Source organism: Flavilitoribacter nigricans DSM 23189 = NBRC 102662 (genome assembly GCF_002646595.1).
In the GTDB taxonomy this organism is placed as follows: domain Bacteria; phylum Bacteroidota; class Bacteroidia; order Chitinophagales; family Saprospiraceae; genus Flavilitoribacter; species Flavilitoribacter nigricans.
In genome coordinates, this window is record NZ_PDUD01000017.1 from 316,402 (window position 1) to 334,475 (window position 18,074).

At 51.0% G+C, this 18,074-nt stretch carries 16 protein-coding genes; 2 read left to right on the plus strand and 14 right to left on the minus strand.

The window, feature by feature from the left end:
- Positions 1-21 precede the first annotated feature (21 nt).
- The 4 genes from CRP01_RS10410 to CRP01_RS10425 all read right to left on the minus strand — a co-directional run bounded on the left by CRP01_RS10410 (position 22) and on the right by CRP01_RS10425 (position 2,658).
- Complete coding sequence (locus CRP01_RS10410) at positions 22-645, minus strand: leucine-rich repeat domain-containing protein (RefSeq protein WP_099149963.1); 624 nt, start codon at positions 643-645, stop codon at positions 22-24.
- 209 nt (positions 646-854) lie between these two features.
- Positions 855-1,385, minus strand: coding sequence for a phage tail protein (locus CRP01_RS10415; RefSeq protein ID WP_099149964.1), 531 nt, complete (start codon positions 1,383-1,385; stop codon positions 855-857).
- A gap of 18 nt (positions 1,386-1,403) precedes the next feature.
- Entirely contained in the window at positions 1,404-1,934 is a 531-nt protein-coding gene (locus tag CRP01_RS10420) for a phage tail protein (protein WP_099149965.1), read from the minus strand.
- A 193-nt stretch (positions 1,935-2,127) separates the two neighbouring features.
- On the minus strand, positions 2,128-2,658 hold the full coding sequence (locus tag CRP01_RS10425) for a phage tail protein (protein ID WP_099149966.1): 531 nt from the start codon (positions 2,656-2,658) through the stop codon (positions 2,128-2,130).
- A 368-nt stretch (positions 2,659-3,026) separates the two neighbouring features.
- Here CRP01_RS10425 and CRP01_RS10430 point away from each other — a divergent pair, with 368 nt between their 5' ends.
- The gene (locus tag CRP01_RS10430) at positions 3,027-3,362 is read left to right on the plus strand and encodes a hypothetical protein (protein WP_143473348.1); all 336 of its coding nucleotides are present in this window, start codon (positions 3,027-3,029) and stop codon (positions 3,360-3,362) included.
- 83 nt (positions 3,363-3,445) lie between these two features.
- On the opposite strand, the gene CRP01_RS10435 is transcribed toward CRP01_RS10430, so the two are convergent.
- From CRP01_RS10435 to CRP01_RS10460, 6 genes are all read right to left on the minus strand, one after another.
- Complete coding sequence (locus CRP01_RS10435) at positions 3,446-4,234, minus strand: sulfotransferase family protein (protein ID WP_099149968.1); 789 nt, start codon at positions 4,232-4,234, stop codon at positions 3,446-3,448.
- 50 nt (positions 4,235-4,284) lie between these two features.
- Positions 4,285-5,295 carry a glycoside hydrolase family 5 protein gene (locus CRP01_RS10440; protein ID WP_222845691.1) on the minus strand — a complete coding sequence of 337 codons (1,011 nt, stop codon included), beginning with the start codon at positions 5,293-5,295 and terminating at the stop codon, positions 4,285-4,287.
- A 443-nt stretch (positions 5,296-5,738) separates the two neighbouring features.
- Complete coding sequence (locus CRP01_RS10445; RefSeq protein WP_099149969.1) at positions 5,739-6,587, minus strand: sugar phosphate isomerase/epimerase family protein; 849 nt, start codon at positions 6,585-6,587, stop codon at positions 5,739-5,741.
- Between the two features lie 28 nt (positions 6,588-6,615).
- Positions 6,616-7,317, minus strand: a complete 702-nt coding sequence (locus tag CRP01_RS10450) for a 3-keto-disaccharide hydrolase (protein WP_099149970.1) — start codon at positions 7,315-7,317, stop codon at positions 6,616-6,618.
- A gap of 216 nt (positions 7,318-7,533) precedes the next feature.
- Entirely contained in the window at positions 7,534-8,115 is a 582-nt protein-coding gene (locus CRP01_RS10455) for a DUF1572 domain-containing protein (RefSeq protein ID WP_099149971.1), read from the minus strand.
- A 465-nt stretch (positions 8,116-8,580) separates the two neighbouring features.
- Positions 8,581-9,012 (minus strand): endonuclease domain-containing protein, encoded by a 432-nt coding sequence (locus CRP01_RS10460; RefSeq protein ID WP_099149972.1) that lies wholly within the window; start codon positions 9,010-9,012, stop codon positions 8,581-8,583.
- 228 nt (positions 9,013-9,240) lie between these two features.
- On the opposite strand from CRP01_RS10460, the gene CRP01_RS10465 reads away from it, so the two are divergent.
- Positions 9,241-10,329, plus strand: coding sequence for an adenylate/guanylate cyclase domain-containing protein (locus CRP01_RS10465; protein ID WP_099149973.1), 1,089 nt, complete (start codon positions 9,241-9,243; stop codon positions 10,327-10,329).
- Between the two features lie 143 nt (positions 10,330-10,472).
- On the opposite strand, the gene CRP01_RS10470 is transcribed toward CRP01_RS10465, so the two are convergent.
- From CRP01_RS10470 to icd, 4 genes are all read right to left on the minus strand, one after another.
- Positions 10,473-11,444: a hypothetical protein gene (locus CRP01_RS10470; protein ID WP_099149974.1), complete on the minus strand. Its 972-nt coding sequence runs from the start codon at positions 11,442-11,444 to the stop codon at positions 10,473-10,475.
- A gap of 425 nt (positions 11,445-11,869) precedes the next feature.
- On the minus strand, positions 11,870-14,533 hold the full coding sequence (locus tag CRP01_RS10475; protein ID WP_099149975.1) for a T9SS type A sorting domain-containing protein: 2,664 nt from the start codon (positions 14,531-14,533) through the stop codon (positions 11,870-11,872).
- A gap of 352 nt (positions 14,534-14,885) precedes the next feature.
- Entirely contained in the window at positions 14,886-15,668 is a 783-nt protein-coding gene (locus tag CRP01_RS10480) for a 3-keto-disaccharide hydrolase (RefSeq protein ID WP_099149976.1), read from the minus strand.
- Positions 15,669-16,696: 1,028 nt separating this feature from the next.
- Complete coding sequence (icd, locus tag CRP01_RS10485; protein WP_262510317.1) at positions 16,697-18,007, minus strand: NADP-dependent isocitrate dehydrogenase; 1,311 nt, start codon at positions 18,005-18,007, stop codon at positions 16,697-16,699.
- Positions 18,008-18,074 lie beyond the last annotated feature (67 nt).

Consider the following 18,074-nt stretch of genomic DNA (forward strand, 5'->3'; position numbering starts at 1 on the left):
AGGAAACTGTTGAAATAGGTATTATGCTTTCCGGCAGATCAAACCGATCTCGTTCTGGATCCGGATGATCTCCCGCTGTGGGAGGTCGTCATTGGGGAGAATAAACAGATCTTTCATGTTCTTGCCGTGGGTCTCGGTGAGGCCGTTGGCATTGGTCAGTTTATTCCCGTTAACGTACAGTGTTTTCAAATTCGTCAGGCGGGTAATGGGCAGCAGGTCACTGATGGCATTACCGTGCGCGTACAGATCTTCCAGTTCCAACATATTTTCGATGCCGCGAAGGGAGGTCAGCTTGTTCTCGTAAACAAAAAGATGTTTCATTTTCGTGAATCGCTGCAGCGGTTCCAGAGAAGTGAAAGTCATATTGGAAATTGACAGATAGGTCAGATGGTAAAGGGGGATCAATCCGGACAGGTTCGTCAGAACGGTGGTCATATTCGGATGCGCGGCCAGCGGTCCGGCAAAACGCAATGCATCCGCCCGGATCAGCAGGATCATCAATTCATCATCCTTTGGCGGTTCCAGGGTTGGGCCTTTTCCGAAAACGGCTTCATTGTAGGCGAATTTCCACTGGCCTTCCAGGTCTTTCCACCACTGGCGGGCTCTGGTCAGTTCTTCCGGGGTGGTTTTAACGATGATTTGCATAGTCAAGATGTAAGTCAAAAGTTTAAAGTAACTCCCGGTGTTTTGTTCCGGGTTAAAAGGCTAAAGGTGCTGCACTATCCGTCCGTTGGGGATCGGATCCTGCCGGTTTTGATCAGGATCGCAGGTCTCGTCAAGATAGGGCACCAGATCGTAAAAGCTGCGCTCGCGCCTGGTTTTCCGGTCTTTCCCGACCTGCGATCCGAATAGTCTTAATTCCGGGAAGGGAATATACCCTGCATGGCAATACTTACGTAAATGCCCAGGTAGGGGTTCCGCATATTAAAGGCCTGATTGCCGCCATTATTATTGACGGTAACGTTGCCGTTCGCCATACCTGCTCCCAGAGCACCATTGTTGTAAATGGAAGTGCCACCGGTATTGGCTGCGAAATTAGCTCCGCTACCATTGGCGTTGTTGGCCAATCCGGTACCCAAATGTACCGTTGCTACATGACCGTGAGACGGCAGCTGGCCGGTGGTCAGTGTATGGGTTTCAGCGCCACTTTTCTGTCCCCAGCTGATGTTACTCAGGCCGGGGCCGTTACCAACGTGGACGATGGAACGGCCGCGCAGGTCCGGTAAAGCAAAGGTGGTACGGCCATCCCCACCGAAAGTAGTTCCCAGCAGGGAAAAAAGCGCCGTATAAGAAGCGATAGGTAGCAACTGCCCGTCGCAAAAAGCCCAACCCCGGGCGGCAAAACCAAAACCGAAAGCCTGTATTTGTCCTAAGAATGGATTCATGATTGTTGTTTTTTTTGGTTAATTACGCGATGGGTATACGCCCTGCAATGCAATACTGACGTAGATGCCCAAAAATGGGTTCCGCATATTGAAAGACTGGTTGCTGCCATTGTTATTGACGGTAACGTTGCCGTTCGCCATGGCGTCGCCCAGCGCACCACTGTTGTAGATGGAGGTACCGCCGGTATTGGCCGCGAAATTAGCTCCGCTACCATTGGCGTTATTGGCCAGGCCGGTGCCCAGATGTACGGTCGCTACATGATTATGGGAAGGCATCTGGCCAAGCGTCAGCGTGTGGGTTTCCGCGCCGGCTTTTTGTCCCCAGTTGATTTGACTCAGACCGGGACCGTGACCGACATGCACGATGGAACGACCACGCAGATCCGGTAAAGCAAAAGTTGTACGGCCGTCACCGCCGAAAGTGGTCCCTAACAGGGAAAAAAGAGCCGTATTGGAAGAGATGGCAAGCAGTTGCCCGTCGCAAAAGGCCCAGGATCGCGGTGGAAAGTTGAATCCAAAAGCCTGGATCTGCCCTAAAAATGGAGTCATGTCAGGTTGTGTTTTAGGTTGTGAATAGATCTTTATAAAATAGTGATCACAGTTTGCTGTGTCTTTTTTCTCTGGACGAAAAGGCCAGTTTTATCCGGATGTCCGTATTGCTTACGGTATTCGGTAACTCTGATCAAATTACCTACGGCCATCCACGGAAACCTTTCTCGAAGTCCAGGATCCGGAAATGCATTTAGTTCCGGGAAGGGAAAATACCGAACAAGGCGATACCTACGTAAATACCCAAATATGGATTTCGCATATTGAAAGCCTGGTTGCTGCCATTATTATTGACGGTAACATTGCCAAGAGCCATGGCATCGCCCAGCGCGCCGCTGTTGTAGATGGAGGTACCACCGGTATTGGCTGCGAAATTAGCTCCGCTACCATTGGCATTATTGGCCAGGCCGGTGCCCAGATGTACTGTCGCTACATGATTATGGGAAGGCATCTGGCCAAGCGTCAGCGTATGGGTTTCCGCGCCGGCTTTTTGTCCCCAATTGATTTGACTCAGACCGGGACCGTTACCGACATGCACGATGGAACGACCACGCAGATCCGGTAAGCCAAAAGTTGTACGGCCGTCACCGCCGAAAGTTGTACCCAGGAGAGAAAATAATGCCTGATTGCTGTTGATGGCTAAAAGTTGACCATCGCATAAGGACCAACCTTGAGGAGCAAAATTAAAACCAAAGGCCTGTATCTGGCCAATAAATGGTTGCATAATTTGGGTTTTAAGATTTATTATTAAATTGGGTTTATTCTATTATTTAGTACCACCGGAAATGGTTACCCATCTGGTCAGAAAAATATTACGGAATATCTATATGCACAATAGGTTTGTGTGCCAATCCAGGTAAACTGAAAATTGGAACAATAGAATTGCCTCCAGGGAGTTGCATGTATGTAGGGACAGGAATGTAGCAGAGAGAATAGATTGAAAATCTAATTTGGAACTGCTATTTTACAGGAATACCCAAATATACTTATTTTTTGCATTCATGCAAACTGCTATTTACAATACCGGAGAAATTATTAGGAATTGATCAAGAATAGCTTCACCTTTAAGTCTGACTTAATAAATGCATGAATATGAAAAGACGAACTTTCGCTAGAAACACCGGCGCAGTTGGCCTTAGTGTCCTTCTCTCTCCTATCTTATCGCTTAAAGCTCAGACCGTTTCCAGTCAGGTGGCGGCACTTCCGCGGGCCATGCAGGCACAGCTTCAGCAACTGGAACAGCATATGCTGCAGGGACAAATATCCGCCGACCAGGCCGGGATGGTCCGGGATTATCTCCAACCGGTCAGGATCATCGAAGTCGAACAGCGGGGCGATGATTACTCCCTGAAATTCCAGAACCGACAGGCTCATACCCTGACCCTGACCCGGAAAAATGGAAAGCTGTCTAACCGCATCACCCAATAAAAACCGGACCGACCGCAAACGGACCGATGTCCCAATTCCCCTGCTTCTCTGTAAATTAGATCCCGGCTACGCACAACTTCCCCTTACCCACCCGCTTTAATTTGAGACTGAATATTTCTGATGATTACTGATTCCTCCTGGCTAAGGGCAGGAACCGGCCCGGTATCCTGATGGTAATCCCCAATGCGGTGATCCATTACCGTACGGTCTATCTTTTGGCAACCGGTGAATTCTTCCAGCTCCGACAGGACAGATTCGGGCTCCGCTACCAACACTTTGTAGTCGATCCAAAATACTCTATCACTGCGCAGACGACGCCGGGCTTCCTGTAGGTTCATCAACCAGAATTGGCTGAATTGCTGAACATCGGCCAGGTTCCGGCAAAGCTCCATTTGTTTGGCCGAACGCACGCAGGGTTCCAGGTCCCGTACAATGTAGACCACCCGGGACCGGGGCATGATCTGAAGTAATTGTTCCAGTTGAAAGGTGTTCCAGCCGGGCAGTTTTGCACCCCATTGTTCGCGGCCATGTCTGCGGGCAAACTCGGCGAAGTAGTGGAAAAATCCCGCCACCTGATCTTCGAAGCGCGCTACGTATTCCACCGGATCGGGCATGAGGTCGGGTATCCAGTCGTTCACTGCTCCGGCCAGCACCTGCTGCATCTGATCGGAACGCCAGCCGTCGTTCCGGCCGTACATGCTGCTTTTCTGCACGTACAGACCGATCAGCATATTCAGGTCGTTGGCGCAGGTCTCACCGTAGATCAGCGTATCCATTGCCGAGCTCAACAGGCGTTGTATTAAGGTCGTTCCGGAGCGCTGAATTGGCGAAGCGATCAGTATGGGTTCCAGTGCTGCAAGCATCGTTCTCATGGTTTTTCCGGTCCCGAAGATAGCGACAATTAATCCGACCCACTGCAGGCCTAGCGGTAAGATTGCAGATGTTGTTTGAAATATTTCCCATGCCGGGTCAGCGTGTATTCCCAGTCGGAAAATAATGCGGGCGCCCAGCGGGCATCGAACACCCAGACGACATAGGATATATCCCGGCTGTCGCAATAATCGGTAATGGCATCTCCGTAGCTTTCATCGCTGATCACCGGTACGTGGGCACCCCGCTCTTCTTCGCCGGCGAACCCGATCTCGGTCAGGATCAGGGGATACTTATCCTTGATAAAACCCCAGTCCTCCGTCCACTTTTCCGCCCAGGGCTTCGGACGTTTCTGCGGATAGGGATGGCTGACGTAGGCAATGCCTTCCGCCCGGATGGGATCTTCCCGGACCGGCGTCAGATCGTACGCCCAGTTAAAGCCGGCTACCAGGGGTATACCCTTTCCCCCATTCGCCCGGATGATAATGATGATCTCCTCCATCAACTCCTTCCACTGGGCCCAGCTACAGGTCCCCAACTGGTTGTTATAGGTAGTGGGTTCGTTGAACAATTCGTAAAAAGCCACCGTAGGGTGATCTCCGTACCGTTTGGCGATCGTACGCCAGAATTCGAAGGTCTGTTTGGGCGTAGTTTCGTAGATCGGGCTCTGGTAAAGCTGGGTGCGAAGGTTGCCGATGCTGTGCCAGTCGAGGATCACGTACAGTCCCAGTTCGGTGGCCCAGGCAATCCCCTGGTCCAGTAATTCGAGATATTCTTCCGGACCGCGTCGTTCCCAGCGGGTTGGATGTATAGGGAAACGCACGACATTGGCGCCCCAGCTTTTCATTTCCCGGAAATAATCGAGGTTCCAATGGCGCTGGGCGGCCAGGTGATCGGGATCACTGGTATTGAGGCCGCGGAGGACTACTTTTTCGCCTTGTTGGTTGATGAATTGATTGCCCTGCACCTCGAGGCGACTGAGGTGCGCGTTTTGGGCAAACAGCAGTTGGCAGCTTATCAATACGATTAAAACCAGACTACCGGTCTTGATCAGGTGCATCATTGGTTATAGCTTGTTTGGCTATTCAGGTAAAGAAAGATCTACAAAATTTTGTAGGAAAGAACATTAATAATTAATAATCGAAAACCAAAAATGACTGGATTTTCACCGTAACCTGTGCTGCCATATAGCAAGCGCGCAGCGGTCGAGTAGGCACCCAGACGCTAAGCTTTTAGTGTATTTGCCGACGGTAAATATCTGTTTAGTGTATTATTCACCGCGAAGGCGCTAAGACGCAAAGAACTAGGCTGTCTTTTTGGAGAAAATTTGCATTCGCAAATTTTTCAACATTCTTCACAGACAAGAACGCAAAGATTTGTGATTTTGCCTCCGGCAAAATCACAAAAACTTAGCGACTTGGCGTCTTTGCGGTGAATCCAAGCTTTATTAATTCTCCAAGTTCGACACTAGGAAGTTTTGCAGATCCTTTATCTGACATTGTAAATTCAACTCGCCAGAGTATCCATAATCCCATTGGTATACCCCACCGATTCCGCCAGTCCGGGGATCGGGTCCTTACCGTCTTTCTCGTATTCCAGACCAACGATGCCGGTATATTTGATATCGCGCAGGCACTGGATGAAAGCGGGCAGATCCATGATCCCCCGGCCGAATTCCTGGGGCGTGCCCTCGGCGCCTAACTTATTGACATCCTTCAGGTGGATATCGTATAAGCGATCCGCGTACTGCTTGGCTTTGGCGACCGGGTCCTGACCGATCCGGAAGGTATGCCCAATGTCGATACACAGGCCGATACGCTTATCCAGGTCTTTTACCTTGGCCATGACATCATCCGGGCTGGGATAAACTTTGTCCCCCGGGCCGTGGTTGTGAATGGCCAGTTTGATGTCCGTTTCTTTTACCCGTTTTTCCACCAGTGGCAAGAGTTCCGGGTTGGGTACCCCGATGATCATTCGCATGCCGGCCGTTTTGGCGTAGTCAAAGGCATTGTTAACCTCGTCTTCCGATTTCATGTAGATCACCCCGGCTCCGTAGAGGTCGATACCGGCCGCTCTTACTTTGGCGGCTACGGCCTCAATGTCCGATTTGGAGCTATCCAGCGGCAAGTGCATACTCTTGAGGGAAATCGCTTTTAGATTCAACCGGTTGCACACGGCCAGCGTTTCGTCCAGCGTCAGGCTCCGGGTGGTGTAGGACGCCAGTCCCAGGGTCAGTGGATGAACCGGTCCGGTATTTTTTTGTCCGGTTTGGGCAGCTTTACAGGCTACGGATGAGGTAGCGGCAATGGTGCCGATTCCCAGCACCCGCAGAAAGTTCTTTCTCGTGTATTTCATGTCAACTAGTTTTTGTAAATATCAGTGATCAGTTTTGTGCGGGATAATTTTCACTCAGTCCCTTTATTTTTTGCAATTCCACTTTGCGGAATTCCACCTCCGAACCTTCCGCCTGCAGGGCAACCTGTCCGTGGTCGGCCGTACAATCGTAGCCGTAGTTGACCAGATCGCCGTTCACCCACACCTTGATGGAACGCTCGTAACATTCCACCACCATGGTATTCCACTCCCCTACCGGGTTTTCCGATCCGTCCGTCAGATTGGGGATGCGACGCAGGTCACCTTCCGTATTGCCCCATTTCTCTTTCGGCCCGCGGCGTTCTTCCATATTCGGTACCACGATATCCTCCCGGATGACCCAAAAGTCGCCGGCATTTTCGTGCATCATCTGGGCTTCGATGGATTTGGGGAACATCTTGTACAGTGCCCGGGGCGTGGATGCGTGTACCAGCACCCCGCAATTGCCCGGTTCTCCGGCAAATCGATATTCTACCCGCAGGCGATAATCTTTGTAAATTTTATCACTGATCAGGTGGCCGCCGGGCGTACCGAGGCTGACCAGCAAACCATTCCGGATGATGAAGGGGTTGCGGGCATCGGGATTGTCGTCCATTTCGGGTACATCGGCGTGCCAGCCCCTGAGGTCTTCACCGTTGAAGAGGCTTTTCGCCGTGGATCCGCAGGAGCTCAGGGCCAGGGCAAGCAACAAAAGGAAAATTAGTTGTTTCATACGTTGGTAGTTAACTAGCGGTCAGTAGTTGTTCTGCCCGGTAAACTTATCGTCATCGGAAACTATCAATTCCAAATTCAATAGCAATTTCAATGACTGGGAGGTATTGGGATTTAGATTGCCATGCTTATTGAAATTAAAAACACCCTAGCCACAAGATCATCGGACAATTCAGATAGCCCGTCAATGGTTGATCAATTCCACTATCTGCGAAAATTAATCCTGCTTATCCTTCAAAAATTCTTCCGTGAAATGCGCTTTTCGTTTGGGTGCCGCAAATTTTTTCTCATTGTAGGCAGCCGATTGCCCTTTCGGTATAGACAGACTTTGCCAGTCCTGTCCCTTAATCATCCGTCCGATAAAAACGATCTGCCCGACGTGATAGGCGTAATGAGCCATCTGCCGGTTGACGGCCTCGGGAATGCTGTGCCCCATATTGCGGATGTAGACGGTAGTATCGAAATTGGAGGGATTGATACTATCCAAAGCATCGAACAGGCATTTCCAGCCGGCCTCCCATTTTTCGCGCAGCTCGGCCTCGGTTTTAATGCTCGCCTCAAATTCGGCATCGCGATTACGCCATTCCTTTTCACCGTCGGACGTCAGGAAATCCGTCCAGCGGGACAGCATATTCCCCCACAGGTGTCGCACGATAATGGCGATGGAGTTACTTTCGGGGTTGTACTGCCAGAAGAGGTCGGCTTCGGCCAGTTGATCGAAGGTGCGGTCTCCGAGGAGTTTGTAGTATTGGAATTGTTTTCGGGCGCTTTCGAGGTAATCGGTGTTGAAGTTTTGCATGTATGGGAAGGTTTTTGGATGAATTATGGTCTGTTTTTTGGATAGTTCCACCCCCTAAATCCCCCGCCGGCACCGGTACGTGACCGTATGGGCGGGGGACATTTCCCGCGATGAGTTGGGGAAAATTAACGGGATGGTTGCCTCGATGGCTGAAGAAAACCCGGTGAAATTATCCGTAACCAGTCTCTTCGTTGATTACTGTCCCCCGCTAGCGGGGGAAACAGGGGGTGGAAATCCCTTTCGGATTGTCGGTCATATTGATGCATATAATAAAGAGTCTTGAAATTTTAAAAGCGTGAGAAGTTTAGTTTTTGCAGACAAGTCCACCCCCTAAATCCCCCGCCAGCGGGGGACAGTTCCCGCGATGAGCTGGGGCAAATTGATGCGGGTTATTGCCTTGGCTGCTGTAGATGCCTGGTAAAATTATTCGCATCCAGGCACTTTGTTGAGTACTGCCCCCCGCTCCTAAGGGCACGTACCGGTGCTCGCGGGCGAACCAGGGGGAGGAAATCCTTTTTGATGATCAATCCAATCAACAATAATCCTGGAGACTTCTCCCATTTGATTTAATACCTCCCAGCTTGAAAACCGCAATGTGGTAAAACCTACTAAACCGAGTTGTCTATCTCTCTCCATATCTCGCTTTACAGCATCTGTATCATCGTGGGTGATCCCATCTACTTCAATAATGAGCAGTAATTCTTTACACATAAAATCGGCGATATAGTTTAAAACCGAGCGTTGACGCCGGAATTGAAAGCCTTTCATTTGCCTGCTCCCCAGCACATATTTCCACATACAAGCTTCACTTTTAGTCATTGATTTTCGAAGCTGGTTGGCGAGTAGTCGCAGTTTAGGGTTATAATGAAAATTGTTTTGGGGAGAGGCTTTTTCCATGCGAACGCGCTTTATTTTAGAAATTTTGGAAAATGGATTTTAAATGAGGAATTGAGACTGCAGCAATATAGGGATATTAACCTAAAGTTTGCTTCGCTACCGGCACAGTGCCCTATTTCCCAGTCGCTCTTCCGATGAAGCGGTCAGCTCATCGAATAGAATACCTAATTAGCTGGAAAACCGGAACCTTGCACCAGTACGCAAAAACGCGTCGTAAATCCATTAATCATGAACGTCTTCCGCTCCAATAAACTCCGGTCACAGCTCAAAAAAGTGCTGTACATCACCATCGCCTGGACCATCATCTCCCTGATCCAGTATTTCAATGTTTACTCCATCTTTGTAGAGCTGGACGTCTGGCCCGAAATGATCAATGCCCGGGCGGCCTTTGCCGGTAGTATCCTGAAAGGTATCCTGGCCGGTTTACTGGGCGGTAGTGCCCTGGTCTTCCTCTGGGATTCCTGGTTACAGACCAAGAACTACGCCCTGGGGGTACTCTATATCATCCTGACGTTTACCGCCATTTTTGTTTTTGTTTCCGTCGCCATCGGCCTGTTCTATACCAGCCGGCTGCACGGTTTGGCCATCTACGAACCGGAGCTTTGGTCTTTGGTATTCCAGGACCTAACCGGGCTCTCGACCTTAAAGCATTATCTATTCTGGCTGTTCGTGGTGGATGCCACGCATCTGGTCATGCTGGTGAATGACAAATACGGACCGGGCATGTTCCGGGACTTCATGATGGGCAAATACTTTCGTCCCAAAAGGGAAGAGCGGATCTTCATGTTCCTTGATCTGCGCTCCTCCACCACCATCGCTGAGCGGCTGGGAGAAGAGCGCTATTTCAATTTCATCAAGGATGTATTCAAAGACGCTACGCCCGGCATCGTTTATACCAAAGGGGAGATCTACCAGTACGTCGGGGATGAGATCGTGATCAGCTGGAAAACGGATGAAGGGATCCGTAACGCCAGTTGTATCCGCTGTTTTTATGAGATCCAGCGCATTTTGCGGCAAAAGGCACCCTATTACGAAGCGACCTACGGAGTAAGCCCCGAATTTAAAGCCGGACTGCACTACGGGCACGTCATGGCCGGTGAGATCGGGGTGATCAAACGCGACATCGCTTTTTCCGGAGATGTTCTGAATACCACCGCCCGGATCCAATCGAAATGCAACGAACTGGGCGTCAACATTCTGCTGTCTAAACCTCTGCTGGACCAACTGGCGTTACCCCCCAATACCTTTATCCCCCAGAAGATCGGCAATATTCTGTTGCGCGGAAAAAGGCAGGAGGTCACGCTTTTTACGGTCTAGCCCAAAAATATGCAGCGCTTATTCGCCCCCGGTCTGAGCATCACGGTTGATATCGCCGATCTTGATCGCGATGAAATCGAAGGAAAGTCCACCGGTGTCCCCTTCGTTGATGATCCTTACACAGGAGTGTTTCCAACCGGGGATCACTTCACCTCGGCATCACCGGATACATCACCAACTTTTACAGCGATGAAATCCAGGCCGTAAATGTATTCCTCCACCGCATTCAGATTGATCACTTCGGGCAGGTCTTCCTGCCAGGGGTTCTCCGGATTGCTGAATGGGAAATCCGCCGGAATAAAACGCCAACTGGTACTGTTTTGCAACTCATCATCGATATTCAGGATCAGCCGACGCAATTCGATCAGGTCCATGACACTGATATCGCCGGATCGATTCACATCCGCGGCCAGCATTTTGTACGGACTACCCAGCGGTTCCAGGCCCAGAATGTGTTTGCTGATGAGTACCAGATCGAAGGTCGTTACTCCGTTGAGCGGCAATTCGTCCAATTGCGGATTAATAGTGTAATCCAGACCGTAGTCATCTTCAAAAAACGCGTAGGTACCGTCCGGTCGGGTATGTACGGCAATGCCGCTTTGATCGTAAAAAACCTTTACACCGTGCACTCCGCGCCCGTCCTCCGTAGCGATAAAACCGGAAGTAGCCACCGTCCGGCTGCCGAAGCAATGAATGACTTCATTTTCACTCAGCAAAAGATAAGTGGTACAGGATTCGCCGTTCCCATCCGCATCCCAGCGCCAGATTTCCAGCTCGATCTGCGTAAAATCATCACAGGTGAACACCAGGTGATCCTGGCTGCGATCGGCCGTAGCCGCCGATCGGTTGATGGAAAAAGTGAAGCCGGCCGTATCCGCCGGTTCGTTGATCTCCAGGAAGTCGATCGGATACACCGTGACCATGGCGCGATCCGACAAATTGTCTCCGTTCACATCGCTGGCGGGCACCACCAGTTGCATTTCCTTGATGATGCCGGACTTGCAGAGTGGAGGAGCCGAAGTTGGGGAGTCTGCATGAGGAGGATAAAAGTTGTGAGAAAGAAAAGTCAGGGAAAGTGCTGCACACAGCACCAGCTTGGTAGAGAGGATCGTCATAGAAAGCGGTTTTGAGATTATGTAATCATGGGAAAACGTCGCCTGCCCCCAGGGCCGGCATTTAAAGGTACAATTTTTTTAGAATCCGATAGACTGGTTTATAGCGCCTTATGTATCCCAAATTGCACAAACCATTATTCAGTGATTGGTACCGCATACCGTCCTGGCTACAGAACAGGACGGACCGATATGTTCAGATACGGCGCACTGTCTCGATGATTTTTCTTATCGATTGATCAGCTCGCTACGCTGTAGCTCGGTGTATTTTCATCCCTTGAGTCTGAAAATGGGACGGTGCACTACACGTAATTTGAGATACACATGATGGAGCCTGTTTGCCAAATAGCGAAAGCCCGGCGAGTTCTAATATCTCGCCGGGCTTCCATCGGTTTAGCTCCCTTGCTTTATCGGACTGCCAAGGGCACTTATTTCACGAGTAGCATCTTTTTCGTTACGGAATACTCCCCGGCCGTCAAGGTGTAGAAGAGGATACCGGTAGACAAGTCGCCACGGGAAATACTCAACTGGTTCTCACCGGCCACGCCTTCGGTACGGATCTCCCGCAGGAGTTTGCCGCTGAGGTCCGTTATGCGCAGGTTCACGGCCGTAGCTTCCGGCAAAGTATAACGGATCAGCGTTTGCTGGCGGAAGGGATTCGGCTGATTCTGCTCGACGCTGAATCCGGCAATGGTTGCAGCCGGTGTTTCGAAGGCCAGTGCCAGTTCGTAAACCGCAGCATCCGTCCCGACTGCTTCGGCGGGGATCCCCCGGCGCGTGATCCGCAGGCCGTCGCTTAGCTTCACCTCGGTCTTGGCGCGGAACACGAGGCTGAACAATACCTCATTGTCCGCCGTACTACCTTCAAGTGGACGGTGCCAGGCCGTATGAATCAGGCCGTCGGCCAGTTCCTGCAGACCAAAATGCTGGGTGCCATCGGTGGCCCCGATGGTTTTCACCAACTCCAGCTCTTGCGGATGGAAGGACAGGCTCATCTGGTAGGCATCGATCCGGCGCAGATCGCGGGCGGTAAAGTCGATCCGCTGGGTTTCACCGGCTTGCAGCTGCAGGTCCGGTACCTGGAAAGTGATCTGCCCGCGGGTTGTCCGCGCCTGACTACCCGGACTGATACTTTCGTCAAAATCGCCCATCTTAACGGCCACAAAGCTGAGGTCCATCATGGAATTTTCCAGATCGGCGATCAGGATCTGCCGGGGTACTTCTTCCGACCAGGGGTTCTCCTCATCGGGGAACACATAGGCAGTCGGTACGAATTGCCAGCTACGGGTCGTTTCCAGTTGGGTCTTCTGGTAGAGGAACAGGGACCACAACAGATCCAGGTCATCCTCGGTAATCGTACCGGATCCGTCGAGATCAGCCGCGAGTTTTTTATAAGGGCTATCCAGCGGTTCGATGCCCATCAGGTATTTTTTCAGCAGGTGCAGGTCCGAAATAGTGATGCCCTGCAGCCAGTTACCGTCGGCTTCGGGTTGGATCAGGTAGGATTCGTGCATCGCCGCTTCGGAAAACATGTATTCTCCGAGAATATTGGACAACTCGTGGGCCGTATCGGCACTCATCCGGTGGATCATTACACCTTCTACCGGCATTTCGTATTCGGTGGCAATGCGACCGGCCAGTAAGCCGTTGCCGTAAGCGGTTTCCGTTTCGTCATCCGATCCATTATCATCGGCGCTGGGTATATTGGGCGGACACAGTCCGTCTTCGCTTTGTACCAGTACGTAGGTAATGCAGTAGTCGTTATTGCCGAGACCATCCCAAGCGTGCACCTCCAGGATCGTGGCGGCGTTATCGTCGCAGGTCAGCACGATACCGGTTTTATCTTTGTCGGCCGGCTCACCGATCCGGTTGACGGAGTACTGAACGGGGCCGGTACAGTCGTAGGCTGGACTGGCAATAAAGTCACTGGCCCAGATCTCCATAGCCCCCTCGTCGAGGTCGCCGTCGCCATCGGCATCATCGACGGGGATCATCGGCATCAGCTTAATGGCCAATCCATTGATACAGATCGGTGAAGGTCCTTTGCAGTCTTCTACCTGAATAGGGATCTTGGCAACAGCCACATTCCCGCAACCGTCATTGGCTTTTACCACCAGATAGTGGCTACCGATCGGGAAGCTACCGCTGAAACTGTAATACGGGTAGGTACCGCTCAGACCGGCGCTGACGTCCCCGTCGGTATGGCCGTCGGCATACTTGTCGATATAAGCCGACACCGTTACGTCCTGGGGAGAGCAGGTTTCCCAAACGGAAAACGAAAGATCGACCGCAGCGGGGCAGCCGTTATTTTTATCGGAAGAATAGGAACAGAAAGGCTCCGGAGCGTCGAAAGTGATCTCCGGTTTATCGTAATCCGTCACCTTGATGATCTGGGTGTACTGCCAGTAGCCAACAGAGGCGATCTCGCAGTGATCCCGATAGTGCTTGTAATCGTGGGTAATATCCGTTACCTCTTTCCAGAACCCCTTGGGGTTCGACTCGTACTCGCAGCCGTAGCCTTTGGTTTTGGCAGCCGGAATAGCATTGTGGGGATCCCAGTCCCGATCGTACCATACGTGCTGGTAGGTAGGATTATAGCCATAACCGTAGCCGTAGCCATATCCATAACCGTAGCCATAACCGTAACCGTAGGTATCTTCCTCACAGGGATCGGAGCCGCTGCGGGTTTTCACGATCACATAGATATCCTCGTCGCCGGGTTTGCCGTCGCAATCCTCGTCGCGTCCGACGATAACCGGGTCCGAACCGTCTACGTATTCGCACCAGTTAATCACGCCGTAGGTACGGAATATCTTGTAACAACTGCTGCTACCGGGCACGACGAACTTTTCGTCTTTTTTACTTACCGCCAACAGATCACAGCTACCCTCGTGGACTTTAATGTCATCCACATCCGGATATTCGCAATTGGCCACGGCATCTTTGGGAAACTTAATCCAGTAATCAAAATCGCTACAACAGTAGGAATCGCCGGAAGTATCGGCATGGGAAAAAACGGGAAAGAAAAGGCTCAGAAGAAAAAGTGCGTAAATAGCTCCCCGCAGGCTATTACCTGGGTAAACATGGGTCATAATTTCAATGGTGTTTTTCGGGGGGCGGGATGAAGTAATCTGAATCAGAACACTAATGTAAGAAAATATGGAGAGTTTGTATAAGTTATTGTGTTAATATTTCTGTCGGGCGACTAGATTTAGAGTGTGTTTGGGATTCATTAATAGGCCTGCAAACGCCACTTTTTCGTTTATACTTCAGCTATTTTTCAGTCCGTACCTTCCAGGTATGCACTTCAAAATAACCTTCGTCTAAACAAAAAATTGACAGTTTTCGCCTCAAAGAAAAAATCCCAAACACACTCTTAATATTCAATAAACAATATCCACCCCTACTGGCATAACAGTATATTTACTCTTGGCTTTGCCAATACTAGTCTACGGAAGGCCTGAGCTGGATATTCCGGTAATAGATCTCGGCGCCTTCCGCCTGCAGCAGGATCTTGCCCGACTTCAGGGGCAGCCAGGCCGCACGGGTTTCGTCCCAGTATTTCATATCGATGGCTTCGTTGACCAGATGACCGTTGATGAGGAAACGGGCGTGGTCTTCTTCCACCTGCAGTTCGACAAGGTTCCAGCCCGGCTTTTCCCAACTGAAGGATCGCGGAAATCGCTGAAAACGCCGTTCGCGGTCTCCCTTGGTTTGCAGTTCCCCGTCGGCTTTGTAGTTCCAGACCACCGGATTCACCCGGGAGGACACCTGGGTACCGATCAGCCAGAGATCACCGGTATCTCCCTCCTGGATCTGGCACTCTACCCCATTCGGCCAGATCTTGTCTTCCCCGTGAACGTGAAAAACGACCCCGGCATCCCGCACATAATCCTGTCGTGGGCGGAACTTCTTCTCGCCCCAGCGATATTCAAAACGCAGGGTAAAAGTACCGTATTCCTCTTTGGTGATCAGCCCGCCGAAGGACTGCATGGAAATAGCTTCCTGATCTTTGTAAACGTGCACCCAATCGCGCTCCGCCACGAAAAGGTCTTTATCCTGCCCCTTGTCGTCCGTCACGACGTACCAGTTATCCAGGTCCTGCCCATTATAAAGCCACGCAAAACCCGGTAAGGGTGTTTCCCGGGCAGCCGGCTGGTCGGTGGTTTTACAGGCCGGGCTGCACAGCAGTAGCAGGCCGAGAATTTTCAGGTAGGGTTTTAACATCGTATTTCGTTTAAGGTGGTTCCGTTTGGTCGGATCAGTTCCGATCCCCCTAAAATAGCAGAAATAGTCTGAAAATGGTAAGGTGTGTTGCTCCTATACTAACCTAAAATTGGCAAACCAGAAATCCCCCTCAGTCCGGCCATACGGCCCGTACCGGGGTGGACAGCTCCCCCGGGAGAGCATAGTATCCTTCAAGGGAGTGGATAATAGCTATACTGACGTGAAATTAGCGGCCAGGAATAGCTGGCTGTGGGGAAGGTGGGTATTCTGAATTGCACAAACCATCAATTAGCGGAAGGTTCGATGCACCATCATTGCTCCAGAATAGAACAGGGCTTATGTTTCCAGGTGCAGCGCACCGTTATAGCTCCAGAATACCACGGTTTCGATTTTTCCAGGTGCAGCGCACCGTCCTGATAATTTTCCACATCGGTTCATCAGGACGCTACGCTGTAGCTCTAGGTATTTCCATCCCTTTGGGCTGGAAATAGTACGGTGCGCTGCACCTATTATACTGCCATAAAATGGATAAGCTAGAAATAGCAGACTGCGGACAAGATGTGTGTTCCTTATTGCACAAACCCTTAATTGGTGAGAGGTGCAGCGCACCGTCATAGTTTCAGAATAGCACGGTTTCGATTTTTCCAGGTGCAGCGCACCGTCCTAGCTACAGAATTGCACAGCCCCCATATTTCAAGATCCAGCGCTGACGTAAAATTGGTAAACCAGGAATCCCCCTCAGTCCGGCCATACGGCCCGTGCCGGGGTGGACAGCTCTCTGGGGGGGAGCATAGTAACCTTCAAGGGAGGAGATAGCAGCTACGATTTATCTTCCCTGGTGGAGAACTATTCCCGCTGGCGGGAGCCAGTGATAGAACATTTGTTACCTACCCGCTTCGGGCATCCCTAAAATGCAAAGGCCTGCCGCCAAAACAAGATTTGACAACAGGCCTTATTTATCGTTTGCGTTATCAGGCACTCCCCTGACACCTCACCCCTCGCACCTCGCACCTGACAACCCTCCAATCTTACATATTCGCAATGATCTCATCGCCAAATTCAGAGCACTTCAACAGCGTAGCTCCTTCCATCAGGCGTTCGAAATCATAAGTAACCCGTTTTTTGGAGATACCGCCTTTCACCCCTTTGATGATGAGGTCAGCTGCTTCTTTCCAGCCCAGGTAGCGGAACATCATCTCTCCGGATAGGATCACGGAACTTGGGTTCACTTTATCCTGACCAGCGTATTTAGGCGCCGTACCGTGCGTAGCTTCGAAGATAGCGCAACCGGTATTGTAGTTGATGTTAGCACCCGGAGCGATACCGATACCACCTACCTGCGCAGCCAGTGCGTCGGAGATGTAGTCTCCGTTCAGGTTCAGGGTAGCGATCACGCTGTATTCTTTCGGACGGGTCAGGATCTGCTGCAGGAAGGCATCCGCGATCACATCCTTCACCAGGATCTTACCGGCACCCAGCGCTTCTTTCTGCGCAGCGTTGGCCGCTTCGGTTCCTTTTTCCGCCGCGATGCGGTCGTACTGGGCCCAGGTGAACACCTTGTCGGCGTACTCCCGCTCGGCCAGCTGGTAGCCCCACTCTTTGAATTTACCTTCGGTGAACTTCATGATGTTCCCCTTGTGGACCAGGGTTACAGAAGGCTTATCGTTATCGATGGCGTAGTTGATAGCCGCTCTTACCAGACGCTCGGTACCTTCAACGGATACCGGCTTGATACCCAGAGAAACCGTGTCCGGGAAGCGGATTTGGGTTACGCCCAGTTCTTTGGTCAGGAAATCTTTCAGTTTGTTGACTTCTTCGGAGCCGTTCAGGTATTCGATACCGGCGTAGATGTCTTCGGTATTTTCCCGGAAGATCACCATATCCACATCTTCGGGATGACGTACCGGTGAAGGTACCCCGTCGAAGTATTGTACCGGACGTACACAGGCGTACAGGTCCAGTTTCTGACGCAGGGCAACGTTCAGGGAACGGATACCACCACCTACCGGGGTCGTCAGCGGGCCTTTGATGGCCACCAGATATTCCTTAATATCATCCAGGGTAGCCTGCGGCAGCCACTCTCCGGTCTGATTGAAAGCCTTTTCACCGGCCAGTACTTCTTTCCAAACTACTTTGCGCTCACCACCGTATGCCTTCTCCACTGCCGCATCAAATACACGCTCTGAAGCCGCCCAGATATCGGGACCAATTCCGTCTCCTTCAATAAAGGGTAAAATGGGATCGTTAGGGACGTTTAATTTTCCGTTTTCAATCGTTACTTTTGTTCCACTCATGTTTTTCTTGTATTTTAATTTAGGTACCCATTTTTGATAAGCCAGGCGGCTGGGTAATACAGTTTTTTTTTAAGCAACGCAAATGTAAGGAAATGGTTTGAATTTTACGGAA